General features: G+C 34.0%; 18 protein-coding genes. 10 read left to right on the forward strand and 8 right to left on the reverse strand.

All coding sequences use genetic code 11. The features are described 5' to 3' along the window. Positions 1 to 79 precede the first annotated feature (79 nt). Entirely contained in the window at positions 80 to 1,054 is a 975-nt protein-coding gene (locus tag OZP06_RS09100; protein WP_269221587.1) for a polyprenyl synthetase family protein, read from the forward strand. A 160-nt stretch (positions 1,055 to 1,214) separates the two neighbouring features. Continuing rightward, positions 1,215 to 1,568 (forward strand): hypothetical protein, encoded by a 354-nt coding sequence (locus OZP06_RS09105; protein ID WP_269221588.1) that lies wholly within the window; start codon positions 1,215 to 1,217, stop codon positions 1,566 to 1,568. Between the two features lie 86 nt (positions 1,569 to 1,654). Here OZP06_RS09105 and OZP06_RS09110 read toward each other — a convergent pair whose 3' ends face one another. Next, positions 1,655 to 2,206 (reverse strand): hypothetical protein, encoded by a 552-nt coding sequence (locus OZP06_RS09110; protein ID WP_269221589.1) that lies wholly within the window; start codon positions 2,204 to 2,206, stop codon positions 1,655 to 1,657. 117 nt (positions 2,207 to 2,323) lie between these two features. Here OZP06_RS09110 and OZP06_RS09115 point away from each other — a divergent pair, with 117 nt between their 5' ends. Continuing rightward, complete coding sequence (locus OZP06_RS09115) at positions 2,324 to 5,113, forward strand: 2-oxoglutarate dehydrogenase E1 component (RefSeq protein ID WP_281238187.1); 2,790 nt, start codon at positions 2,324 to 2,326, stop codon at positions 5,111 to 5,113. Positions 5,114 to 5,193: 80 nt separating this feature from the next. After that, complete coding sequence (gene odhB / locus OZP06_RS09120; RefSeq protein WP_281323622.1) at positions 5,194 to 6,429, forward strand: 2-oxoglutarate dehydrogenase complex dihydrolipoyllysine-residue succinyltransferase; 1,236 nt, start codon at positions 5,194 to 5,196, stop codon at positions 6,427 to 6,429. Between the two features lie 127 nt (positions 6,430 to 6,556). On the opposite strand, the gene OZP06_RS09125 is transcribed toward odhB, so the two are convergent. The 3 genes from OZP06_RS09125 to OZP06_RS09135 all read right to left on the reverse strand — a co-directional run bounded on the left by OZP06_RS09125 (position 6,557) and on the right by OZP06_RS09135 (position 11,633). Then, positions 6,557 to 7,453: an IS3 family transposase gene (locus OZP06_RS09125; protein WP_348651445.1), complete on the reverse strand. Its 897-nt coding sequence runs from the start codon at positions 7,451 to 7,453 to the stop codon at positions 6,557 to 6,559. Further along, positions 7,390 to 7,917 carry a helix-turn-helix domain-containing protein gene (locus OZP06_RS09130; RefSeq protein ID WP_269221590.1) on the reverse strand — a complete coding sequence of 176 codons (528 nt, stop codon included), beginning with the start codon at positions 7,915 to 7,917 and terminating at the stop codon, positions 7,390 to 7,392. Before OZP06_RS09130 ends, OZP06_RS09125 begins: the two co-directional genes overlap by 64 nt. Before the next feature lie 77 nt (positions 7,918 to 7,994). Then, entirely contained in the window at positions 7,995 to 11,633 is a 3,639-nt protein-coding gene (locus OZP06_RS09135; protein WP_281323623.1) for a T9SS type A sorting domain-containing protein, read from the reverse strand. Positions 11,634 to 12,059: 426 nt separating this feature from the next. On the opposite strand from OZP06_RS09135, the gene OZP06_RS09140 reads away from it, so the two are divergent. After that, entirely contained in the window at positions 12,060 to 13,295 is a 1,236-nt protein-coding gene (locus tag OZP06_RS09140) for a TCR/Tet family MFS transporter (protein WP_269221593.1), read from the forward strand. Here the strand turns inward: OZP06_RS09140 and OZP06_RS09145 are convergent. The 4 genes from OZP06_RS09145 to OZP06_RS09160 all read right to left on the reverse strand — a co-directional run bounded on the left by OZP06_RS09145 (position 13,270) and on the right by OZP06_RS09160 (position 19,696). Then, the gene (locus OZP06_RS09145; protein ID WP_269221594.1) at positions 13,270 to 13,707 is read right to left on the reverse strand and encodes a retropepsin-like aspartic protease; all 438 of its coding nucleotides are present in this window, start codon (positions 13,705 to 13,707) and stop codon (positions 13,270 to 13,272) included. The two genes, OZP06_RS09140 and OZP06_RS09145, sit on opposite strands and share 26 nt — an antisense overlap. Positions 13,708 to 13,745: 38 nt before the next feature. Then, on the reverse strand, positions 13,746 to 16,412 hold the full coding sequence (locus OZP06_RS09150; RefSeq protein ID WP_281323624.1) for a CHAT domain-containing tetratricopeptide repeat protein: 2,667 nt from the start codon (positions 16,410 to 16,412) through the stop codon (positions 13,746 to 13,748). Positions 16,413 to 16,637: 225 nt separating this feature from the next. Next, entirely contained in the window at positions 16,638 to 18,587 is a 1,950-nt protein-coding gene (locus OZP06_RS09155; protein WP_269221597.1) for a PKD domain-containing protein, read from the reverse strand. 119 nt (positions 18,588 to 18,706) lie between these two features. After that, a complete protein-coding gene (locus OZP06_RS09160) occupies positions 18,707 to 19,696 on the reverse strand; it encodes a hypothetical protein (RefSeq protein ID WP_269221598.1) in 990 nt (329 codons plus the stop codon). A 585-nt stretch (positions 19,697 to 20,281) separates the two neighbouring features. On the opposite strand from OZP06_RS09160, the gene OZP06_RS09165 reads away from it, so the two are divergent. From OZP06_RS09165 to OZP06_RS09185, 5 genes are all read left to right on the forward strand, one after another. Beyond that, the gene (locus tag OZP06_RS09165; RefSeq protein ID WP_281323625.1) at positions 20,282 to 20,866 is read left to right on the forward strand and encodes a sigma-70 family RNA polymerase sigma factor; all 585 of its coding nucleotides are present in this window, start codon (positions 20,282 to 20,284) and stop codon (positions 20,864 to 20,866) included. A gap of 2 nt (positions 20,867 to 20,868) precedes the next feature. After that, positions 20,869 to 21,594 (forward strand): tetratricopeptide repeat protein, encoded by a 726-nt coding sequence (locus OZP06_RS09170; RefSeq protein WP_281323626.1) that lies wholly within the window; start codon positions 20,869 to 20,871, stop codon positions 21,592 to 21,594. A gap of 276 nt (positions 21,595 to 21,870) precedes the next feature. Further along, a complete protein-coding gene (locus OZP06_RS09175; RefSeq protein WP_269221601.1) occupies positions 21,871 to 22,650 on the forward strand; it encodes a TatD family hydrolase in 780 nt (259 codons plus the stop codon). Positions 22,651 to 22,713: 63 nt separating this feature from the next. Then, positions 22,714 to 23,850 (forward strand): 1-acyl-sn-glycerol-3-phosphate acyltransferase, encoded by a 1,137-nt coding sequence (locus OZP06_RS09180; RefSeq protein WP_281323627.1) that lies wholly within the window; start codon positions 22,714 to 22,716, stop codon positions 23,848 to 23,850. Continuing rightward, a complete protein-coding gene (locus OZP06_RS09185; RefSeq protein ID WP_281323628.1) occupies positions 23,840 to 24,868 on the forward strand; it encodes an asparaginase in 1,029 nt (342 codons plus the stop codon). Before OZP06_RS09180 ends, OZP06_RS09185 begins: the two co-directional genes overlap by 11 nt. The last annotated feature ends 18 nt before the right edge of the window (positions 24,869 to 24,886 follow it).

Below are 24,886 nucleotides of genomic sequence, written 5' to 3' on the forward strand. Positions count from 1 at the left end.
TAATTCATATTTGAATTGTATCTTTGGATCTTTATATTCGAATAAAAAGACTTCAAAAAAATAAATTAGTCCTTATTTTATGCACGCTATTCATCAGTATCAAGAATTTTTCATTAGCTATTTAGAAAATCAGAAAATCAGTAAAGAACCAAAGAATCTTTATGAGCCAATAGATTATATATTGCAATTAGGCGGTAAACGGATGCGTCCTGTTTTGACTTTAATGACCGCTGAGGTTTTTAATGTAGATTATAAAGAAGCACTTCCTGCTGCTATGGCGGTCGAAGTTTTTCATAATTTCTCATTGGTGCATGATGATATCATGGATGATGCTCCGTTACGAAGAGGTTCATCAACGGTGCATGAAAAATGGGATATCAACACGGGAATCCTTTCGGGTGATGCCATGTTGATTTTGGCTTACCAATATTTTGAACAATACGAGCCAAGTGTTTTTAGGGATTTGGCTAAATTGTTTAGCAAAACAGCTCTTGAAGTTTGTGAAGGTCAACAATGGGATGTCGATTTTGAAACTCGTAAAGACGTTACTATTCCAGAATATCTCAAAATGATTGAGTACAAAACAGCCGTATTGGTTGCTGCAGCAATGAAAATGGGGGCTATTATAGCGAATGCTTCTGAAGAAAATGCTACTTTAATTTATAATTTTGGGTTGCATTTAGGTTTGGCTTTTCAATTGCAAGATGATTATTTAGATGCTTTTGGGGATCCCGAAACATTTGGAAAACAAGTGGGCGGCGATATTATTGAAAACAAAAAAACCTATTTGTATTTGAAAGCAATTGAATTTTCGGATGCTAGACAGGCTCAGCAATTGAATGATTTGTTTGCTACTCATTCTGAAGATAATGACTCAAAAATAAAGGAGGTTAAGTCTATTTTTAATCAATCAGGTGCATCTGCCGCTACGCAAGATGCTATTAAAGAGTACACTTTTCAAGCATTTGAAACTTTAGATAAAATGGATATTGCACTTTCTAAAAAAGAAATGCTGAGAGCTTTTGGTGAAAACCTGATGGGAAGGAAGGTGTGATAATATCAATAACAAAATTCAATTGCAATATGAATCTTGAAAGTTTAAATTTGAATTGAATTTTTTTGTTGCCAATGTAATTAGAATGTTTATTCGTGAAATTTTACTGTTTGTCACTAATTGAGTTTTGCCATTGCCATTGAATTTTGAAATTAAAATTATGTTTATAGCACCTTTAAATACCGATTTGTTACTTCAGGAAGCAGAAAGTGAAACACTTTATATCAATTTGATTGTTCAATTGAATAAGGATTTTAATCTGGCTAATGAAGCTGTTGATTTTCCATTGAGTCTTTCTCCAGATGAGCTGAAATCCCAATTGCACGAAAAAATATATAGACTGATTCAGTATAAGTTTGCCGAATATCTCAATTTGTTATACATAATTGATGTTTCCGAAGAGGAAATTAAAAAACTGGACGGTTCCGATTTAGTAATTCTAGCCGAACAAGTTTCTTTTTTAATTTTAAAAAGAGAATGGCAAAAGGTGTGGTTTCGGAATAGATATAAGTAAAGTTTCTAAGTTTTTAAGAATCTGAGATACTAAGCGTTTTGAGAAAACTTTTATCTTAGATTCTTAAAAATTGAGCAACTTTTAAATCAAAAATAAGCCCTCACAAAAGGCATCAAAGGATCACTATAAACATTGTCATTTTCTTTATACAATACATTGTAAGCGAGTCCAATGGTTACATTTCCTGTACGATAACCCGCTCCAAGAAACAAAGCAGTATTCCAAAATTGGTCTGTATAGCCATTTTGTCCATAAAAAGCTTCGTAATGATTAGTAACATAGGATTCATTTAAATTTATGGAGAACTGAATTTCGGGTATTGGATTTATAAAGGTGAGTATGCTTGCACCATATATTCCTGAATTATAATTGTTTTTGGAAGATACATAGCTTGCTTGTAGGCCTAAACCAGTAGCCAAATAGGGATTTATATTATAAATAGCACTCGGAGCAACCGAAATTTCAGTGTAACCGCTTCCAATACTCAATCCTAAACCACCACCAAATTGAACATTTTGCCAAAACGGACTTCTAGACTGTGGTATTTGTTGGTATTGAGCTATTACGTTTTCGCAAAAGCATAAGACAATGAATAAAAAAATTGACTTTAAATAATAAGGAGAGGCGTTTTTTTTCATGTTAGTGGCTTTTATTTAACATATTTTTACGTAAAAGTACGTAAAAAATCGATTTAAATAAATTGCTTTATTGTATTTTTGCCAAACTATTTAACAAAAAGTATATTCAATAACATTATGGATAGGTTTTCATTTTTAAACGCAGCACATTCCGAATTTTTTGCTCAATTATACGATCAATATCTAGAAAATCCAGATAGCGTAGAACCAAGTTGGAGAAGTTTTTTTCAAGGATTTGACTTTGGTATGACTACCTATAATGAGGAAAATCAAGTTGCTTATACACCAACTGTGGCACCAACTAGCACAGTTTCAAGTGCAATCGAATGCACACCAATTTCAGATAAACTTCAAAAAGAATTTAAGGTTATTAAATTAATCGAAGGCTATCGCAGTCGTGGTCATTTGTTTACAAAGACCAATCCTGTAAGGGATAGAAGGGTATATTTGCCTTCACTTGACTTAGAAAATTTTGGGCTTTCAGCTTCGGATTTGAATACCGTTTTTGATGCAGCCAAAGTAATAGGTGTGCAACCTTGTACGCTTAAAGAAATTATAGGGCATTTAGATACCATCTATTGTCAGCATATTGGAATTGAATATATCTACATTCGTAAACCAGAAATGGTAGAATGGATTCAAAAGAAATTAAGAATAAATGACAATCAGCCTAACTTTACATCTGAAGAAAAAAAAGCCATTCTATATAAATTAAATCAAGCTGTTTCTTTCGAAAACTTTTTGCATACTAAATATGTAGGGCAAAAACGTTTTTCACTAGAAGGTGGAGAATCTATAATTCCAGCTCTTGACGCTTTAATCGAGAAAGCAGCCGATAAAGGAGTAGAGCAATTTGTAATGGGAATGGCACACCGTGGTCGTTTGAATGTATTGGCGAATATTTTTGGTAAATCAACCCAAGATATTTTTGGAGAATTTGATGGTAAAGATTACGATCAGGAATATTTTGATGGAGATGTAAAATACCATTTAGGTCTTACTGCAGATAAAGTAACAAGATCGGGTAAAAAAATCAATATTAATTTAGCGCCAAATCCTTCTCATCTTGAAACAGTAGGTGCCGTTATTGAAGGAATTACCAGAGCCAAACAAGACCGTTATTATCCAGATGATTTTTCTAAAGTATTACCTATTGCTGTTCACGGAGATGCTGCAATTGCTGGGCAAGGTATATTGTATGAAATCATTCAAATGGCTCAATTAGATGGGTACAAAACAGGAGGAACTATTCATATTGTGATTAATAATCAAGTTGGTTTTACGACTAATTATCTGGATGCCCGTTCTTCAACTTATTGTACGGATGTGGCCAAAGTAACTTTGTCCCCTGTATTACACGTAAATTCAGATAATGCTGAAGCTGTTGTACATGCCATGGCATTTGCATTGGATTTTAGAATGGAATTTGGTCGTGACGTATTTATTGATTTGTTAGGATATAGAAAATACGGTCATAACGAAGGCGATGAACCTCGTTTTACACAACCAGTTTTGTATAAAATAATTTCAAAACATCAAAATCCGCGTGATATTTATGCCGAAAAATTATTGGCAGAACGTGTTATAGATGCTTCTTATGTCAATGCATTAGAAAAAGAATACAAAACAGATCTGGAAGAAAATCTTGAGGCATCTCGTAAAAAAGATTTGACTATTATAACTCCATTTATGAAAAATGAATGGAGTGGATTTAAACAAGTTACCGATAAAAAAATGCTTGAAAAAGTAGACACTTCTTATCCAAAAGAAGAGTTGACTAAAATAGCAGATGTAATTTGCAACTTGCCAACCGATAAAAAGTTTATCAATAAAATCCAAAAACTAATCAACGACAGAAAAACAATGTTTTTCGAAACCAATAAGTTAGATTGGGCTATGGCTGAGCATTTGGCTTATGGATCTTTGTTGAAAGAAGGGTACGATGTTCGTATCTCGGGACAAGACGTAGAGCGTGGTACTTTTTCACACCGTCACGCCGTTGTCAAAGTAGAGGATTCTGAAGAAGAAGTTACTTTATTGAGCAATCTAGAAGGGGCAACAGGTAAGTTTCACATCTTCAATTCCCTATTGTCAGAATATGGTGTTTTAGGATTTGATTATGGATATGCTTTGGCAAGCCCAAAAACGTTGACTATTTGGGAAGCACAATTTGGGGATTTCAGTAATGGAGCACAGATTATGCTGGATCAATATATTTCTTGTGGTGAAGACAAATGGAACAATCAAAACGGAATCGTATTGTTATTGCCACACGGTTATGAAGGGCAAGGGGCAGAGCACTCTTCAGCAAGAATGGAACGTTATTTGCAACTTTGTGCCAGACAAAATATGTATGTTGCCGATTGTACAACACCTGCCAATTTTTACCATTTGTTGAGAAGACAAATGAAAACCAATTTCCGTAAACCTCTTATTGTATTTACACCAAAGAGTTTATTGCGTGATCCAAGAGTAGTTTCTCCGGTAGAAGATTTTGCCAACGGAAGTTTCCAAGAAACGTTTGATGATGTGACCGTAAATAAAGCGGATGTGAAAAGTCTAGTTTTCTGTACGGGTAAATTCTATTATGATATTACCGCTGAACGCGAGAAAAATGGTCGTACTGATGTGGCTGTTGTTCGTATCGAACAGTTGTTTCCATTACCAGTGGAGCAATTAAAAGCTATTATCGCGCAATATCCAAATGCAGATGATTATGTTTGGGCGCAAGAAGAACCGAAAAACATGGGGGCTTATAGTTATATGTTGATGAATTTTGATTTGGTAAAATGGAGATTAGCATCGCTAAAAGCTTATGCTGCACCAGCTGCAGGAAGTTATACCAGAGCAAAACGTCGTCAGGCAGATGCAATCAGAATGGTATTTGATAAAAATTTATTTAGATAAAAAGAATTGTTTCAGGTTTAAAGTTTCAGGTTTAACAAAACTTGCAACTTTAAACGATTTAAACTTTAAACAAAAATTGTATGATTTTAGAAATGAAAGTCCCATCACCAGGGGAATCAATCAAAGAAGTAGAAATTGCAACTTGGTTAGTAAAGGATGGAGATTATGTAGAAAAAGACCAAGCAATTGCAGAGGTTGATTCAGATAAAGCAACTCTTGAATTGCCAGCAGAAGTTAGCGGTATTATCACGCTAAAAGCAGAAGAAGGAGATACGGTTGCTGTTGGAGCAGTAGTTTGTCTTATCGATACTGATGGAGCCCCCTCCGCCCCCAAAGGGGGAACTACTGTAGAAACTGTTGAGAAAGTAGTTGAAGTAAAAAAAGAAGAAATTAAAGCAATACCAGTTGTAGCTCAAGCTCCCCATTCGGGGGCTGGGGGGCTAGGACATCCTTCTCCTGCAGCAAGAAAAATATTAGACGAAAAAAACATAGCTCCAGAAACTATTGTTGGGACTGGAAAAGCTGGTAGAATTACAAAGGACGATGCTGTAAATGCTGTGCCATCTATGGGAACACCTACTGGAGGTTCTCGTGGTACAGAAAGAACGAAGTTGTCTATGTTGCGTCGTAAAGTTGCCGAAAGATTAGTGGCTGCGAAAAACGAAACAGCGATGCTGACTACTTTCAATGAAGTAAACATGACGCCAATCAACACGTTGCGTAATGAATACAAAGATGCATTCAAAGCAAAACATGGAGGAATTGGTTTAGGCTATATGTCATTTTTCACTAAAGCGGTTACAAGAGCATTACAATTATATCCAGATGTAAACTCTATGATGGACGGTGATTATAAAATTGCTTTCGATTTTTGCGATATTTCCATTGCGGTTTCTGGACCAAAAGGATTAATGGTACCTGTAGTACGTAATGCTGAAAACTTGACTTTCCGTGGAATTGAAGCGGATATCAAACGTTTGGCTATCAAAGCACGTGACGGACAAATCACAGTTGATGACATGACAGGAGGAACATTCACCATTACAAACGGTGGTGTTTTTGGATCTATGTTGTCTACACCAATTATAAACCCACCTCAATCTGGAATCCTTGGAATGCACAACATTATCGAGCGCCCTATTGCAGTAAACGGTAAAGTGGAAATTCACCCAATGATGTATGTGGCACTTTCTTATGACCACAGAATTATTGATGGTCGTGAGTCTGTTGGTTTCTTGGTAGCGGTTAAAGAAGCTCTAGAAAACCCACTAGAATTGCTTTGTGACAACAATCCTAAAAAAGCATTTGAGTTGTAGAACTCAGATGGCAAAATTTAGAATTTAGATTTCAGTCCCGATACTTATAAGAAGTTTTCAGGATAAAAATAAAAAAACCCGACTTGTGTTAAATAGACTGAACCCAAAAGTTTGGACAAATTTATAATTAATTTTGATAATGATGAGCTCGATATTGTATCGGGCTCATTTTGTTTAAATTAGACTTGATTCTGTCATTATTGTAATAGTTTATATATTCTTTGATTTCCATTTTTAATTGCTTTATTGAGGTGTATTTTTTTAGATAAAACAATTCTGATTTTAATATTCCGAAGAAGTTTTCAATAATGGCATTATCTAAACAATTTCCTTTTCTAGACATACTTTGTATTATACCTTTTTCTTTCAACTGATTTTGATATTTTTTCATTTGATATTGCCAGCCTTGATCTGAATGCAGAATTAGGTTTGTATTATTTGGTATTTTCTTAAAAGCTTTATTTAGCATCAATACAACTTGATTAAATACTGGTCGTTCTGTGAGTTCATAGCTAATTATTTCTTGATTAAATAAATCAATAATCGGCGATAAATACAATTTTTGACCAGAGACATTAAATTCAGTTATATCAGTTGCCCATTTTTGATTTGGTGCGGTTGCCTTAAATTTTCTGGCTAGAATATTTGGTGCAATTTTACCCTGTTCTCCTTTGTATGATTTGTATTTTTTGACTCTAATTAAACTTTTTAAGCCTAATAGTTTCATTAATCTTAAAACCGTTTTATGGTTTATAACCATTCCTTTATTGTTTAATTCATCTGTAATTCTCCTGTATCCATAACGACCTTTATGTTTGTGATAAATGGACTTTATTAACTCTTTTATTACTTGATATTTATCGACTGATTTAACCTTTTTTTGATGATAATAAAAATTGCTGCGTGCCATATTGGTTTGCTTTAAAAGTAAATCCAAATCAAACTTATACCTTAATTCCATTATGGCTTGCGCTTTCTGGCTTTCTCTTCTGCTTGAATTAAGGCTTGCAACTTTTTTAGCAATTCGTTCTCACAACGCAATGCTTCATTCTCTAATAGAAGTTCTTCTTCTCTGGTTAAGGGTTTGTCTGTTTTTCGCTTTTTTCTTTTATTGGTGTCCATAAATGTTGGTCTGCCTCTAGTTTTTGGTTGTAAGCCTACTAAACCAAAAGTAGTGAAATCCTTCTTCCATTTAACAATAATACTAGTGTCAGGTATATTAAACTTAACACTGGCGGCTCTCAAAGACAATGAGTTGTTATTAATTGCTTTTAATACTTTCAATTTAAAAGCAACCGAATAACTTTGGTTTTTTCTTGGCAGCAAACCAATACTGCCATATTGCTTATAAAATCGAACCCATTTACGAATGTTAGACTCATTTAGACCTTTTTGATTAGAAACATAATTGCATGAATAATGTTTTTCTAATACTAATTTTACGCATTCAAGTTTAAATGCAGCATCATATCTGACTTTTCTTTCCATAAAAATACCCCCAAATAGTGTCTAACTTTTTGGGGGCAGTCTAAAACGAGTCGGGTTTTTTGTTGAAATATAATGGTTTATTCTTTTATTAGCTTGACTATTTTTTCTGTTCCTTCTGCTTTTACTTTTAGAAAATAAATACCCTTAGATAAATTGGATAAATCAATTTCGGAATGTAAATTATTTATTTTTTTAACCAAAAGGATTTCTCCTTTTATGGAGATTAGACTAACTTCATCAATAATAGAAGTATTCGAAACTGTTAAAACATTTTTTATCGGATTTGGATAATATGTAAAATCTTTAATCGAAAAATCGTTCGTTCCTAAAGTCGCTGATTTTACTGTTACCGCCAATCTTTCTGTGCTTTCAATACCGTTTATGGTTTGAGAAGCATAGTAGGTAGTTCCATCTACAATCACAGTTGATAATGGTAAAGGAACTTCACTTGTTTTACTTGTTTTTCCAGTCAAAGGATTCTGATTGATGTACCATTTAATATTTTGACCATCAATGATAAGATCTGCCAGAGTTTGTCCAGGCTTAAACTCTAAAGTAAATTTGATTTGGCCATTTATTAAAGGAGCTGGAGGATCAACTACGGCATTCATCGTGATATAACAACCATTCACATCTGAAGTAAGTACAACGTATGAGTCTGGAGTTAATCCTGAGAAAATATTGTTCGTTGAAAATTTATCTAAATTAGGAGATATTGCATAGCTGTAATTACCAGCTCCGCCCGTTGCATTGACCGTAATAGTTTGATTTATTACCGTCGTCACAGTCATTAATGCAGAAACAGGTTCTGAGATACTAACTTGATTCGTTGCGAGGCAACCATTGGCGTCCTTCACAGTGATATTATGTGTACCAGCATACAAATTAGTAAAAGTTATATTGCTATTGCCATTTATAAAAGGACCGTTGTCTAGAGAATAAGTATATGGAGCGAGTCCAGTAGTTACATTAGCAGTTATGGAGCCGCTGGCATCACCTTTACAGCTTATATTAGTAGTTGCTACATTAATTACGGGAACACTCCCTTGTGTAATCATTGCAACAATTGAAAATGTTGTATTTTGATAATCACGAACTTTTACAGTATAAGTTCCCGGTTTGAAACTTGAGTATACATTTGAATTCGTATAAGTTGTGCCGTTGTCATATGAATAGTAGTAGGGTTGAAAGCCTCCCGAAGCATTAACGGTTATGGTTCCGGGAACATTACATTTTATAGAATCAACTTGTACAGTGGCAGAAAGGGCCGGTGCTTGCACAACTTCAACGCTCCAGTGTATATATCCACAACCATTAACATCCGTTACTTGTGCAGAGTAACGTCCAATTGGTAATCTGGTAAAAATTCCATCTTTTTGTGGACCGGCAACTACGATTCCGTTATTGTTTTGTAAATAATAGTTATAAGGTGCAGTTCCTCCATTTGCATTCACAATTATTCCTTGATCATTAATTAATATTGCTGTAGCTGATAGATTTTCTGCTGGTTCTGTTAAAGCAATTGTTGTTGTAGCAGTACAGCCATTAGTGTCTTTTACAGTAATGTTGAAAGTGCCAACACGTAAATTAGTAAAGGTATAAATGGTATTAAAAGTAATTCCATCTAAGGAATATATATAGGGTGCCTGTCCACCAGTTGCTATAGCTGTTATTGAACCTGTATTGTCGCCTTTGCAAAGTACATCCTTTTTCGTAGTTGTTGCATTTAATGGTGTTAAAGGTGAAATAACAGTGGTATTTTGATTGATACAACTATTAACATCTTTTACATAAAGGGTGTGCGTTCCCGCAACTAAATTATCGAAAACATTACTCTGAGCGAATGTGATTCCATCTTTTGAATAGGTATATGGAGAAGTTCCTCCTGTTGCAGTAACTGTAACTGAAGCATTGCTTAGACAATCTATAGTTTTTGTTATGGCTGTTGTAGCAGATAAAGGAACTGGTTCTACTACTGTTGCAATTATAGATGATATACAGTTACTAGCATCTTTTACAGTTATGTTGTAAGTTCCTGGGACTAAATTTTTAAACACATTGCTAGAAACAAAAGTTACTCCATTGTCAATGGAATAGTAGAATGGTGCTTTTCCTCCCGAAGTATTTATGGTGATTATACCATCGCTGTTTCCATTACAAGTTACATTTAGAGCTGTAGATGATATACTTAGTGGTAGTGTAGGATTTATAGTTATAGAATTTGAGCTATTGATACAACCATTATAGTCTTTTACATAAGTGCTATATGTTCCCGCAACTAAATTGTCAAATACGTTATTCTGAACGAATGTGATTCCATCTTTTGAATAGGTGTATGGAGCAGTTCCTCCAGTTGCAGTAACAGTAACAGTAGCATTGCTAATACAATCTATGGTTTTTGTTAAGGCTGCTGTCGTAGATAAAAGATTAGGTTCTACTACTGTTGCAATCATAGATGATATACAGTTACTAGCATCTTTTACAGTTATGTTGTAAGTTCCAGGGACTAAATTTTTAAACACATGGCTAGAAACAAAAGTTACTCCATTGTCAATGGAATAGTAGAATGGTGCTTTCCCTCCCGAAGTATTTATGGTGATTATACCATCGCCATTTCCATTACAAGTTACATTTAGAGCTGTAGATGATATGCTTAGTGGAGGTAGAGGACTTATAGTTATAGAATTTGAGCTATTGATACAACCATTATAGTCTTTTACATAAGTACTGTACGTTCCCGCAACTAAATTATCAAATACGTTACTCTGAACGAATGTGATTCCATCTTTTGAATAGGTATATGGAGCAGTTCCTCCAGTTGCAGTAACTGTAATTGTAGCATTGCTTATACAATCTATAGGTTTTGTTATGGCTGCCGACATTTGTAGCAAATTAGGCTCGGTTACTGAAGCGCTTGTTGAGTTTATGCAAGCACTAGCATCTTTAACATAAACAGTATAGTTGCCTGCTGCTAAATTTGTAAATGTATTACTAGGGAAATAATTCGCTCCATTGTCTATGGAATAGTTGAAAGGTTCTTTTCCTCCTGTAGCGTTTATGTTTATTGCACCATTTTTACTGCCTTTGCAAGTTGCGTTTATGACTGTTGCTTTGGGTGTGTCTAGAGGTATTGTCGATGAGGGTTCTATAGTCCAAGAACCATGAGTAATACAACCAATTGCGTCTATTATTTCAATATTATATGTTCCAGCAACTAAGTTTGGAATGATAAGAGTGCTGACAGGGCCGTAAATCAAAAGGTTATCAGTACTGAGAGAACCATTGAAAAAAAAATTAAAAGGAGCCTGCCCGCCAAATATGTCAAGTGTAATGGTACCATTGCTATAGCAATTTATAGGTTCTATCCTAGCAGCTACTAAAAAAACAGGATTCACAATCAAACTAAAATAATTAGTAGTAATGTTTCCCAGATGATTGATTCTTGCATAAATGGTTTGCGAAGCTAATAGGTTGATTTGAATTTGTGGGACAATAAAATTCGACGGATTTGAAATAGCATTTACGCCATTAGAGGCATCCGCAGCAGTTAGATGATAACTTACTGTAGTTTCGGCTGGGTTTAAATTACCAATTAATAAAGAGTTGTGGTTAGTTAAATTAAAAGTTGTACCTCCGGCGCAATGAACCTCATTAGCAACTTGAGCATAAAAACTAAGAGACGTTAAAAGAAACAAATAAAGTAAAATTTTCTTCATAGGGATATATTTGTTAAAGATAATATTCAGGAGTAAATATATTAAAATTTTACAAGAAATTACTTCGAATATAAATAATTCAATAGCTTTTTATTTCTGTTAAAATCTCGGTGTATTTATGTTGTGTACTGGTTTCACTTTGTGCTGGTTTAAGGCTTTATTTATATATGATTAATTAAAAATAATGAGGGCAAAACCCTTAGTTTAGGTAATTTTAAACTATACTTTTTTTATTAGGACTACTTTACTTTTGTAAGTTGGATATTCTGTTGATGATGAGTGTTTCGGGACTTAAAAAAGAACCTTTCTAGAATAATACTTACTATAAAATTGAGTACAGGTTTTTTGTTTATAAAAAAACAAAAAATCAAGCATCGCTTTCTAAACAGATTTTTTGTTTATTTGTCTTAACTAACTAATTTATTTATGGCATCAAATAAAAAACAAGCCGCTATCAGTTTTATCTTCATCACTATGCTAATTGACATAACTGGTTGGGGAATCATCATTCCAGTTATTCCAAAATTGATTAAGGAATTAATTCATGGAGATGTTAGCGAAGCAGCAAAATATGGCGGTTGGTTGACCTTTGCGTATGCGATAACCCAGTTCATGTTTGCGCCTTTAATTGGTAATTTGAGCGATAAATTTGGGAGAAGACCCATAATCTTAATTTCACTTTTTGCCTTTTCATTGGATTATTTATTGTTGGCGTTTGCACCAACTATTACGTGGTTGTTTATAGGAAGAATAATTGCAGGATTAACGGGCGCAAGTATTTCGACTGCTTCGGCGTATATAGCCGATGTGAGTACGCCCGAGAACAGAGCCAAAAACTTCGGAATGATTGGTGTTGCTTTTGGACTTGGTTTTATTATTGGGCCCGTTGTTGGAGGTATTTTGGGACATTACGGATCTAGGATTCCGTTTTATGTGGCGGCCGTTTTGTGCTTGCTAAATTTCTTGTACGGTTATTTTATTTTGCCCGAATCATTATCAAAAGAAAATAGAAGATCCATTAATTTAAAAAGAGCGAATCCGATTGGTGCTTTTTTGAATTTAAAAAAATACCCATCACTTTATGGATTGTTGTTCGCTCTGTTTTTGATTTATGTTGCGGGACATGCAGTAGAAAGCAACTGGAGTTATTTTACGATGTACAAATTTAGTTGGGACGAAAAAATGGTTGGAATTTCACTGGGTGTTGTTGGGATTTTAGTAAGTCTCGTTCAGGGTGGATTGATACGATGGACTAGTCGAAAACTAGGTAATGAAAAAAGTATTTATATCGGAATGATATTATATACTATTGGAATGTTCTTGTTTGCTTTTGCTTCTGAAAGCTGGATGATGTTTCTCTTTTTGATTCCGTATTGTCTTGCAGGAATCGCCGGCCCAGCATTACGAGCTATAGTTTCAAATCATGTTTTGCCAACAGAACAGGGTGAAATTCAAGGAACAATTGCGAGTTTGATGAGTGCTGCAACCATTATTGGGCCACCCGTAATGTCGGGTCTCTTTTATTATTTTACACATAAAGGTGCCCCGTTTGAATTTGCGGGAATGCCATTTATTCTAGGAGGTGTTTTGATGATTATTAGCGGTATTATTTCTTATTCTTCGTTGAAAAAGTATGCTACTTCAAATACAAATAATGGTTGAAGTAATCAATAATTCCTTTTCCTTTCATTAAAACATCTGCTCCAATTATGCCGTGAACGGATTTTACTTTATAATGATTTAAGGCTTCATTGACGTGCGATAAATCAAAAATAATAAGATCTAATTTCTTGTTGCTCCATTTGCCCAATTGTAATATGTTGTTTGAGGATGTTTGTGTCAACATTCCAGTTGCCCCTGCTCCTGAAGCTTTGGTTTTGGATTTTTTAGCATCCAATACAAAATGTTCGATACTTTCAAATCCAACACAACTGTTGGATGCGCCAGTATCCAATATGAAATTCCCTTTCACGCCATTGATGGTTGCCTTGACTAAAAGATGTTGTGTTTTGGTAATTCTAAATTTTACTTTTTTATAATTGGCCTTCTTTAGTTTTTTATGTAAATTTTTCATGTACAGTATATGTGTTTTGTAAGTTAGAAATAATATTACTAACGATGTTTTTTCTTTTTGGACTTTATTTTTTCTTTTTTGATTCGCTTAGCAATCAATTTAAACAAGAGGAAACCGCCAATGAGTATTGCGATAATAACGAATCCCAACAAAACATAGTTGTTTTTTTCTTTGTTTTCAAGGCTTCCATAATATACAAATGCAGCCCAATAATAAGGCGATTTTTTGGCATTTGAAATGTTTTTATTTTTTAAAAAATCCAGTTTTGCTTTGGTATTGGCTTCAAAATAGGAGTCGTTTTGTTTGACATATTTATAAAAATCACCCATGAATACCGCTGTGGTGTAATCATTTACTTTCCATAGTGAGAATAGTAAGTTTTGGGCTCCAGCAAACTGAAAACCTCTGGCAACACTCATGGCTCCTTCGGATTTATAGAGTTTGCCAATTCCTGTTTCGCAGGCACTTAGGACAACTAAATTCGGATTAATGTTAAGATGATATAATTCAGAATACAATACTTCTCGGTCATAAAATTTTATACTGGCGGGAGTTTCAATATCGCCAGCGCTAGCATGCGTTGACAAATGCAGTATGGAATATGCCGATGCGTTATTTTTTAAATTTTGAAAAGTAGCCGAATCATTTTTAAAAAAGTGTCCTTTGAAATTGGTTCTAATGGATTGCAGTTCGGTTTTGGAATAGGTCAATGCATAATTGGTTTTTTCAAAAACGGGAAAAATACCAAGAACTGTTTTTTCTTTAGGACAAAAGGGTTTAGCATTCAAATAGAAACTAGCCGAATTGTTATACCCAATATTGAAATCATGCAATAAATAATGCATTTTTTCAAAATTGGTGGTGTTGGATTCTTTTGTGATCAAGGCTTCGAATGGAAGAAAGTGAAGTAGTCCATCTGGAATAATAACTAGGTTTTTATTGAAAGTATTATGAGGTAAGTGCAATTTATCATAGGCTATTTTTCCAAAATGATTGTATCCTTTTATATCATTGATTATTGCATTGGCATCATTAAAATAGCTTATAAATTGCCAAAAATGAACTGTATAATGAGCATCATTGCTGAAAGAGTTTAATGCTATTTTTTGATTTTGTTCACCACCCAAAACAAAATAATACATATTCTCATAGCCTGAAAAATAGTAAATCATCATCGCATCGTCTGATTCTAATTTAGAATACAATGCATTTAAATCAATAGATTCTACTTTTAAAGGGGTATTTTTTTTCTGAAGTTCTTTTAGCAAGAGCATGGTTTCATTTTGCTTTTTGATCGCTTTGTTGATTTTATAAATATTTGCTAAATCGCCTTTTTGTTGTTCTTTTAGAATTTCATTATTCCAAAATTGCAATTCCTGAATCTTTTGTTTTTCTTTTTTTGAAGCGTTTTTGTTTTTGGATAGTTCACTTTTTAGAACACCTGATTTGGTGCGTTCTGCCAATTGAAAAGCCTTTTCGATATAACTGATTTTGCTTTCTTTTTTATATAAATTAGCATAAATAGCAATGCATTTTTCGGTGCGATTACTCATTCGGATCTGATTGATGATTTTAGAATTTTCAAAAAGCAATAAATTACTCATCGATTCTTCGATAGGAAAGCATAATGTATAAACTTGTAAGGCTTTTTTAGGTTGGTTTTGAAGGTTGTAAATATCGGCTTGTAAATCTAGTGCATCTAGCAAAAGAGTTTCGGCATACAGTGAGTTTTGTAACGGAATAATTCTTTTTTGGTTGTGATATAAAGGAATTAAGGTTTGATATACAAGCTGAATGGATTGATTAGCCTGGTCTAATTTTCTTTGTTTATAAAGCAACAATGCTTCTTCATAATGTAATTTTGCTATGGCACGAACACCATGATTTTTTGAAGATAAAAAAAGTGTTTTTGCCTTTTCGAAATAAGTGTTTGCTTTATTAAAATCACTTCTTTCGCCATTAAGTGAAGCTAAATTGCGATAGCAATTCGATAAAGCTTCGGATTGATTGTTGTTGTTTTTTAAAAGAAGAATGGCTTTTTCATAGCTGTCTTCGGCTTTGTAATAGTTTTTTGAATCGAAAGTCGTTTCTTTCGCATTTACAACATAATTATTGCCTAGATTATTCAAAATCATTCCTTTTTGAATCGAGCTAAGTTTGGTCGTATTCAAGGTATTTTCTAATAATTCAATAGCTTGTTTGTTTTTGCCTGAGCTTTGATAGACGTTCGATAAATTAATAATAGCGGCTATTTTGTTGCTTTCGTTTTTTTCACTATTGGCAATAAAATAATAGTGTTTGATTGTGTTTTCGGCATTGTCATAATCCCCAATGGTTGTGTAGAGATTGCCCAATGGTTTTAGGCAATATTCTACAATATCATAATCGGTGAGTTGGTAGGTTTGGTATATTTTCCAAGCTTTTTCATAACTGGAAATGGCTTGGCTAGTTTTGCCAAATTTATTTTCGAAATAGGCTTTGTTGCAGTTTAAAACTACTATAGATAACAATCCTTCTTTTGATTTTTTGTTTTGATTTTTCCAAAAATTGGCTTCTATCGTGTTGAGGTTTTGAATGCCTTTTAGAGACGGATTGGCAACAAGGTAGTCAATGGCGTCATAGGTGATGTCTTCTTGAGTCTGCCTTTTTTGTCCGAATACCGTCAGAGAAGTAAAGAGGTAAAAGAAAATAATATTTTTCAGCATTATATTTTATTTTACTACTAAATACAGTAACAATTTTAAACGAAATTAAAGAATTTAAATCAGAAATTTAAAGTTTAATGCTTTTTCTTAGGCCAATGCAGATTTTATTCCATAAATACCTTTGGTAGAATTTAATCTATTTTTTCTATAAAGCCATAAAATGCTTCTTCATAATAATCAGTGAAATTGCAGTTGTTTATTAGCTACAGTTTTTTTTCCTGTTTTTTAAAACTTCCAGATAGCATACAACTGAATATAATTAAAATCATTGTCAAAGTTGAATACATAACGCGCTCCTAAACTGGGGCCAATTCTTGCAAATCCAGCTGTAAAATCAAGTAATAACCCAGATTTTAATTCGGGGGACGTGTTTTTTGTTGTTATCGAGGAGTATTCTGTTCGTAATAAAAATTTATCGGTGGTTCCTTCGTACACTTCCGTTTTTATGTTTTGGGTTTCTTCTTCGGAAATATTCATGTTTACCTGAAATCCAGCTCCAACTCCAAAATAAGTGGATAAGTTGTATCTAAACAATATAGGAATTTCCCAATTGATATTTTTATTTTCGACTGTGGTTGTAATTCGGTTTAAATTTACAACTCCAGTACTTTGGTTAATTTGGTCAACAACTGTTGATGCACCATTATAAGATGTGAAACTATTTAAAAACTCGGCTTGTCCATAATAACGGTAAGACTTAAAAGGTGAAATTGTAGCCCCAATAAAATAACTTTTGGATTGGTCTAAATTGGTGTAGAAATTATAGCCTGCTTTGGCGCCAATTGATATCCCAGGAGTGAATCGAGTTGTAGCATAATTGGTTATAATAGGTTCGTTTTTATCAAAAATTATGGCTGTTCTGCTTTTGGTTTTTATTTTGTGAAAGTCTTCATTAAATTTCATGGAGTATTTCACAAAACCTTTGGTACTGTCGATTTCTTTTACATTTTTCTGGTTGCTTCCGGGTAAATAGATATTCCTGAAAACAAAAAAGATCTGTGTTTCTCTTTCAATAACGTCCAAACAGCTGGTTGTGGCTACTTCACCCTTAGGACAGATTGGGCATTCGGGATACATGCTTTCAATTTTCAAAGAGGTTTTGTCAAACATATCTGGAATGTCCGTTTCAAGTTGAATTTTTCGAGCGGGTCCCTCGCCATTGTTTTGAAAACTCGTTTTAAATTTGACTCTTTTGAATCGCACCAATCTATAATTCATAAAACTGCCATTAGAGCCCATTTTGTTGGGATCGTGGGAAGTGACAATTTCCATTTCCAGATTTTTTATTTTATGGTTTTTAAAACTTCGATTGGGGACATAAATGGAACGCATGGTTATGGTGGCGCTGGTGTCTTTAATCATTTCGGGAGTAGTTTTGAAAGTGTAAAATACATTTCGGGTTTCTCCTGGATTGTGATCGTCTATTTCTAGAATGGAAACCGCTGCATAACTGTTTTTTGCTGCTAATAAAGTAGAATCCAAGTCGGTTTCGTTGATGGTTTCTCTATATTTTTTGGGAAATGCTAATGGATCATTTGAAGCCAAATACCGATTCGAATTATCAATATCATCTGCCGAAACAACATTGTTTTCTTTTACAGCTCTTTCTCCCGCATAAGGGCGTACTTCCTGTAAATCGAAATTGTTATTTTTGAATTGTTTTTCATTATAAAAGAGATACAATTTTCCGTTGGTAACATAGTTTTCTAGGTTAGCATAACTCACCACCACTTGCATTTCTTGATCTGGAATGGGGTCACAATTTTTAAAAATGGACAAGCCGTTTTGATCAGCAATTGAAGCAATGTCTTTGTAATTGGGGTCTTCAATATCATTAACTACTACTTTTTTGGGACGCGTAGCGGGAGGTTTTCCATTGTCATAATTATTTGTCACTGTTAGACGGGTTGTATATGCTCCTTTATTTTTATAGACATGTTTGGGTTCAGCTTCTTTGCTATATTGGCCATCACCTAATTCCCATAAGTAAGAATAACTTGGTTTAGGAGCTCCTGCAATTGGAATCAACGGAGGTGTTTCGGCTTTGTAAGTAACTGTATTTGCTTTTTGTTCGTATCCAATATTGGCTCTTCGGGTAATTGTATCTTTTACTTTTACTTGCGCGTAAAATGGGAATGAAATGGTAATAAAAAAGACTATTAGCGATTTGTTCATAATGGGTTGTTTTGGTCGGTCGTTATAGTTTTGGAACTTTTTTAAATTCAAATTATTTTTAAATGTAAAAAAAAGCGGTGAGCAAATCACCACTTTCTTTATTTATTTGAATTTGTAACTTATTGAATAGCATTGATTGCAGCTATTAACTGGGCTTCTGTACCTACAGTTGTTTCCGCTAGAGTGAAGGTGTATACATCATTTGCTGCAACTGTTACTCCTTTGATTGCCCATCTCCATTGTCCGTTGTCTTCGGTCGCAAAGATTACGTGACAAGCCAACCCAATTGGAATTTGGCCGTAGTGCTCACTGAACAAACCTGCTGCTGTATAGGTGTCTAGTTTGGCTAGCGCATTTTGCCCTTCACCATCATAGGACAAGTAAATTGCTGAATTCGTATTGTCATATCCTGTTGGTGCTGCTGCAAGGATTGTAGTTTTTGGTCTTGGGTCGCTGTAAAACCGATCCACGTTCGTCCATCCAAAGTTTCCGAAAGAGACATAATAATTGTTTCCTTCTCCTTGTACTCCTCCTTTTCCGCCGTTTGTTCCTGTGGCATCGATAGCGTTTTTCCAAACGAGGTTGTCAGCATCTTCGGTGTTACCGATCCAAAGAGTCATTGCTGTGTCTAATCCATCGGTTAATGATGTTGGGACAAGAAGGGTCATATTGGCTATAGATTCTAATGCGATACCGTCTTGAGATGCTTTTATGTAGAATTCACCTCCAGAGATTAGTAAATTTTTGTCACCGTTTGGCATTAATCCCATTGTAGGTTTGTTGGCCGCTAGCATGTGTCCTTTGTCAAACAATTCTACATATTCAATTTTAATAGGGCCAGTTACAGCAACTCCGTTTTTGCGAAGGTAATCTCTGTTGATGTTGATTTTTACTCCTTTTGCACTTGTTAGTGTTACATTGCCTGAAGCTTCAGTAATGGTGAATTCTTGTTTCAGCTTGGTTAAAGCTTCTGTTCTGACCGTTGCAAATTCCGTTGCTGTTGCTGGAATATTCGGGATTTCGGTGTTTGGAGTTTCGTCATTAGTACAGCTCGTCATTGAAATGGCTCCTAAAAATAATAATGCGATTGATTTTAAATTCTTGTTCATGATTTCTAATTTTTTTTGAATCTGTCTTGAAAATGTTCAAGAGGTTGTTTCAGACTCGGGTTGTTAATTACGGTTCTTTTGTCTATATCAATTAAGGTTTGATATTGTTACCCTTGTTTTTGAAAATTCTTTTTTTAATTTCTGATTTCATTCTTATATCAATTAAGGTTTGATATTGTTACCCTTGTTTTAATTTTTTTTTCATCGGGTAATTAATGTCCAAAGTTTATTGATAAAAGTGATTCCTATTTTTTTTAAATTTTCCATAATCTAAAAGTTTTAAATACTCCAATTATTAATTTATAGGGTTATATCAACTTGGTCTTATAATTGTTACCCCTGTTTTTATTTATTTTATTTTTTGAACTAAATATGTGGCTTTACGTGATGCGCGTAAGGGATAGACGGAAGCTACCGAAGTAGCCCAGATAGCCCGACCGCATTATGAGAAGAGGCCGAATAAGCGCAAAGCATAGTTGGGCTCTTTTCATAATGGGGTTACGCCCAAATGATTGCATTTGTTTATAAACGAAAATATGCGGTGGTTTTCGTTCTTTTTTTAGTATTTTCGAGGAAAAGTTTTTTATGGCATCAACGACTGTTCATCTTGACCAAATGTATATTGAAGGATTGGCGAATAATGATTCGGTGATTATTCATGCTATTTATAAGAAGTTTGTGCCAAAGGTGGTTCATTATATAAAGAACAATTCGGGTGATGAAGATAAGGCGCAGGATGTGGTTCAAGAAGTGATGATTTTGCTTTTTAATCAAGCCAAAGCACAACAATTAAAATTGAGTTGTCCTTTTGATGCGTACTTTTTTTTGTTGTGTAAACGAAAGTGGCTCAATGAGTTGAAAAAACATTCGAATAAAAGGGTAACAATTAAGGATGATTTAGTATCTATTTCTGAATCTGTTAATGAGTTAGTTTTGCAAACGGAACATTTTGATGAGAAACAGCAATTGTATGATATGATGTTTGAGAAACTGGGTGATAAATGCCAAGAATTGCTGAAACTGAGTTTTACGCTTCCGTCGATGGAGGAAGTTGCCCAGAAACTGGCTGTAACGTATGGTTATGTTCGCAAGAAAAAATCGCTTTGCATTGGTCAATTGACACAATGGATTCAAGAAACCAATCGCTTTAAATCTATAAAAAATACCTAGCCATGAACGAAGAACACTTTTTGGAATTTGATGAATATCTTCAAGGCGAAATGACCATCGAAGAAAAAATGGCTTTTGAGCAACAATTAAAAGATCATCCAGATTTGGCTATGGCTTTTGAAACGTACAAAGAGTTGCAGCTTCATTTGAAAAATAAATTTGGTCAAGCGGATGAATTAAAAGCGTTTAAGAAGAATTTAAAAGGAATTTCTAAAGAGCATTTTAAAAAGGATAAGCCAAAAGTGGTGCCTTTTAAACCCTGGTATTATATTGCGGCGGCTTCGGTGGCGGTTTTGTTTGGGTTGTTGTTTTTGAATCAAAATTCGGATCCAAATTTTGAGGATTATAACCATCCTGATGCTGCATTTTTTACAGAGAGGGGAGAAGCAAATGATAATTTGAAATTGGCTCAGGATGCTTTTAATACCAAGCAATATAAATCAGCAATTCCGCTTTTTGAGACGATTTTGAAAACGAATAGTAGTGCCGAGATTCAGTATTTTTATGGTGTTGCTTTGCTTGAAGAGAACAGATTGCCAGAAGCAGAATTGGTTTTTAATGAATTGAAATCGGGTAATTCCATTTATAAAAACAAGGCGATTTGGAGTTTGGCTTTGAGTAAGCTAAAACAAAAAGACTATAAAGCGTGTAAGGAATTGTTATTGACTATTCCTGAAGATTTCGAGGGGAATGATGAGGTTGATGCTTTGTTGGAAGATTTGGATTAAGCTTTTACGTAGTTATTTCGCAAAGATGCACAAAGGATTACGCGAAGATTCGCAGAGATTAATTTAAAATATTTGCAAAGGTAATTTGAACACAGATTTCACAGATTTACACAGATTAATTTGTGTAAATCTGTGTTTTCTTTTTATGCATGCTTTTTTATAAGTCTTTGCGTGTCTTTTATTTTCTTTGTGAATTTTTGTGAAATAATCTTTGTGGAATTCCTTTTTTGGTAAAGCCCGTTTTTTCGAGTAATTTTGCAGCATTAAATTTTAAACTTGGAAACAAAAGCAATACTTACCGATACTCATACCCATTTATATTCAGAGGAATTTGATCAAGATCGAAGCGAAATGATGCAACGCGCCATTGACAATGGAGTTAGTCGTTTTTTTGTACCTGCAATTGACTCTTCCTGTACCCAAAGCATGTATGATTTAGAACAGGATTATCCTAACAATGTGTTCTTAATGATGGGTTTGCATCCTACTTATGTAAAAGATAATTATCTGGAGGAATTGCAACATGTTGAAGCTGAATTAGCCAAAAGGAAGTTTGTCGCTATTGGTGAAATAGGAATTGATTTGTATTGGGATAAAACACATTTGGTTGAGCAACAAATAGTTTTTAGAAAGCAAATTCAGTTGGCAAAAAAATATAAATTACCAATTATTATCCATTGTCGCGAGGCATTCGATGAAATCTTTGAAATTTTAGAAGAGGAAAAATCTCCTGAATTATTTGGAATCTTCCATTGTTTTTCGGGTACGTATGCACAGGCTTTGCAAGCGATATCCTATAATATGAAGTTGGGAATAGGAGGAGTAGTTACTTTTAAAAATGGAAAAATAGATCAATTTTTGCATCAAATCGATTTGAAGCATATTGTTCTTGAAACAGATTCTCCTTATTTAGCTCCAATTCCGTATCGCGGCAAACGCAACGAAAGCAGTTACTTAATTAATGTTGCCGATAAATTAGCACAAATTTATGGTCTTTCGGTAAACGATATTGCAAGGATAACAACGGGTAATTCTATTCAAATATTCGGTTTTTAACTTCGATTCTTCTTAACTTTAATATTTTTTTTGTTCTTTTGTCCAACTAAATTGAAATCCAAAATGAATAAATTTGACGCAATTCGATCTTTTTATGACTCTGAAATAAACGATGGGATAATAAAAGTTATTGATCATCCGATGATGAAAGCTTTGATGAACTTTTGTTTTCCGGGCCAAGATGATGAAATATGGAAAGAACAGCTTCGTAAAACACATTCTATTCGTGATTTTCAATGCAATTTTATTTATTACGGGGTTCAACAAGTATTGGAAAAAAGCTCTGAAGGTTTAACTACCTCAGGTTTCGAAAAATTAGAAAAAAACACCGCTTACCTTTATATTTCGAATCATCGTGATATTGTTCTTGATACTACGTTATTAAATGCTTGTTTGTTTGAGCATGGTTTGGATATGACTTCATCGGCCATTGGTGACAATTTGGTTAAAAAATCATTTTTAAAAATTTTATCGAAATTAAATAGGAATTTTTTAGTTCAAAGAGGTTTAACGCCAAGGGAATTGCTGGTGAGTTCTAAATTACTTTCGGATTATATGGCACAGTTAATGTTGCATGAAAACCGTTCGGTTTGGATCGCGCAACGGGAAGGAAGAACTAAAGATGGGAATGACGCAACCAATCCAGGTGTTTTGAAAATGATAGCCATGGGATCTGACGAGCCTAATATTATGGACTATTTCAAGAAGATTAAAATTGTCCCTGTTTCTATTTCATATGAATATGATCCTACAGATGCTTTGAAAATGCCTCAGTTGTTAGCCGAAGCAAACAATGAAGTTTATATTAAGGAAAAAAATGAAGATTTTAAAACTTTATTGAGTGGGATTATCGGCCAAAAGAAAAGGATACATATACATATTGGGGACGTTCTCGATACCGAAATTGATGATATTATTAAAAATGTAGATACTACTAATAAGCAGGTACAAGCATTGGCACAAGTAATTGACGATTCCATTTTGACAAATTACAAATTATGGACGACTAATTTTATTGCTTACGACATTTTAAACAATTCGAATCGATTTGCTCATTTGTATACCGAAAACGAAAAATTGTTATTTGAACGACGTTTAGAGCTGCGTATTGATCATGAACATCCTGTTGCAAAACAAGGTTTTTTGGATATGTATGCAAATCCTGTTGTCAATAAGTTAAAATACACCGATGTTTTCTAAATCGAAGATTCTTTTGATTTATACCGGTGGAACCATTGGTATGCGCAAGGATTTTGAAACGGGTGCTTTAAAAGCTTTTAATTTTAGTAAACTCCTTCATAATATTCCCGAGTTGAAATTATTGGATTGTGAAATCGAAACTTTTTCTTTTGATCAACCAATTGATTCCTCAAATATGAATCCTGAGCATTGGGCTGAAATGGCTCGTACTATAGAAAAAAATTATTATAATTTTGATGGTTTTGTAGTACTGCACGGTTCCGATACGATGTCATATTCCGCTTCTGCATTGAGTTTTATGCTCGAAAATCTTTCTAAACCAGTTATTTTTACAGGCTCTCAATTGCCTATTGGAGATTTGCGGACAGATGCTAAAGAGAATTTAATTACAGCCATTCAAATTGCAGCTTTACAAGAAAACGGAAAGCCAATAATTCAAGAAGTTTGTCTTTATTTTGAATATAAATTATACAGAGGTAATAGAACAACCAAAATAAATGCAGAACATTTTAGGGCTTTTATTGCTCCTAATTATCCCTTTTTAGTCGAGTCTGGAGTACATTTAAAAATTAATTCAGATTTGTTTTTAAGTACAAAACCAGAGGCTGCTTTTAAAGTGCACACCCATTTGGATAACAATGTTGCTATTATAAAAATGTTTCCGGGAATTAGTGAAGTAGTTCTTTCTGCAGTTTTGAATATAAAAAGCTTAAAAGGAATCATTCTTGAAACCTACGGTGCTGGAAACGCACCTACAGAAGATTGGTTTTTATTCTTATTGCAAAAAGCAATTGCAAGAGGTTTACATGTAATAAATGTGACTCAATGTGCTATTGGTAGTGTGAGTATGGGGCAATACGAAACAAGTACCACTATGAAAAATCTTGGGATTATTTCCGGAAAAGACATAACTACAGAAGCAGCAATTACCAAATTAATGTATTTATTGGGACAAAATATACCTCAGAATGAGTTTAAAACTGTTTTCGAAACTTCATTAAGAGGAGAAATGCAATAATATTGATTTTTTACTTTC

Origin of the sequence: Flavobacterium sp. IMCC34518, from assembly GCF_027111095.2 — a bacterium.
GTDB lineage: Bacteria > Bacteroidota > Bacteroidia > Flavobacteriales > Flavobacteriaceae > Flavobacterium > Flavobacterium praedii.

Excerpts from the sequence above, each read along its gene's own strand:
- odhB (WP_281323622.1), top strand. The coding sequence starts at position 5,194 with ATGATTTTAGAAATGAAAGTCCCATCACCAGGGGAATCAATCAAAGAA.
- OZP06_RS09110 (WP_269221589.1), bottom strand. The coding sequence starts at position 2,206 with ATGAAAAAAAACGCCTCTCCTTATTATTTAAAGTCAATTTTTTTATTC.
- OZP06_RS09135 (WP_281323623.1), bottom strand. The coding sequence starts at position 11,633 with ATGAAGAAAATTTTACTTTATTTGTTTCTTTTAACGTCTCTTAGTTTT.
- OZP06_RS09145 (WP_269221594.1), bottom strand. The coding sequence starts at position 13,707 with ATGAAAAATTTACATAAAAAACTAAAGAAGGCCAATTATAAAAAAGTA.
- OZP06_RS09115 (WP_281238187.1), top strand. The coding sequence starts at position 2,324 with ATGGATAGGTTTTCATTTTTAAACGCAGCACATTCCGAATTTTTTGCT.
- OZP06_RS09100 (WP_269221587.1), top strand. The coding sequence starts at position 80 with ATGCACGCTATTCATCAGTATCAAGAATTTTTCATTAGCTATTTAGAA.
- OZP06_RS09180 (WP_281323627.1), top strand. The coding sequence starts at position 22,714 with ATGAATAAATTTGACGCAATTCGATCTTTTTATGACTCTGAAATAAAC.
- OZP06_RS09165 (WP_281323625.1), top strand. The coding sequence starts at position 20,282 with ATGGCATCAACGACTGTTCATCTTGACCAAATGTATATTGAAGGATTG.
- OZP06_RS09160 (WP_269221598.1), bottom strand. The coding sequence starts at position 19,696 with ATGAACAAGAATTTAAAATCAATCGCATTATTATTTTTAGGAGCCATT.
- OZP06_RS09155 (WP_269221597.1), bottom strand. The coding sequence starts at position 18,587 with ATGAACAAATCGCTAATAGTCTTTTTTATTACCATTTCATTCCCATTT.
- OZP06_RS09130 (WP_269221590.1), bottom strand. The coding sequence starts at position 7,917 with ATGGAAAGAAAAGTCAGATATGATGCTGCATTTAAACTTGAATGCGTA.
- OZP06_RS09140 (WP_269221593.1), top strand. The coding sequence starts at position 12,060 with ATGGCATCAAATAAAAAACAAGCCGCTATCAGTTTTATCTTCATCACT.
- OZP06_RS09150 (WP_281323624.1), bottom strand. The coding sequence starts at position 16,412 with ATGCTGAAAAATATTATTTTCTTTTACCTCTTTACTTCTCTGACGGTA.
- OZP06_RS09170 (WP_281323626.1), top strand. The coding sequence starts at position 20,869 with ATGAACGAAGAACACTTTTTGGAATTTGATGAATATCTTCAAGGCGAA.
- OZP06_RS09105 (WP_269221588.1), top strand. The coding sequence starts at position 1,215 with ATGTTTATAGCACCTTTAAATACCGATTTGTTACTTCAGGAAGCAGAA.
- OZP06_RS09185 (WP_281323628.1), top strand. The coding sequence starts at position 23,840 with ATGTTTTCTAAATCGAAGATTCTTTTGATTTATACCGGTGGAACCATT.